This is a genomic window from Herbaspirillum sp. B65 (assembly GCF_000333555.1).
GTDB lineage: Bacteria > Pseudomonadota > Gammaproteobacteria > Burkholderiales > Burkholderiaceae_D > Herbaspirillum > Herbaspirillum rubrisubalbicans.
In genome coordinates, this window is record NZ_BADI01001132.1 from 1 (window position 1) to 332 (window position 332).

At 63.3% G+C, this 332-nt stretch carries 1 protein-coding gene; it reads right to left on the reverse strand.

What is annotated here, in order from left to right:
* A partial coding sequence (locus I5W_RS26700) for an ATP-binding cassette domain-containing protein (protein ID WP_044531534.1) occupies window positions 1-332 on the reverse strand: 332 nt, incomplete at both ends.

A 332-nucleotide genomic window follows, 5' to 3' on the forward strand; every position in this document is an offset into this window, starting at 1 on the left:
TGAGGGACTCCAGCAAGGCCATGGCTTCATCCACGACCTCGGTCTGGCTGGCCACGGTCTGGTACCACTTGTATTGCAGGCCGCGCCGCTCCTGGATCGCCAGGATTACCGACTCCAGCACCGTGAGTCCGGCAAAAAGCGTATTGATCTGGAAGGTGCGGGTCATGCCGCGCTTGACGCGTTCATGCTGGGCCAAGGCGGTGATATCCTCGCCACCGAACCATACCTTGCCCCCGCTGGGCGCAAAGCCGCCCGTGAGCAGATTGATGAAGGTGGTCTTGCCGGCGCCATTGGGACCGATCAAGGCGTGGCGCGCGCCGGGTGTGAAGGTC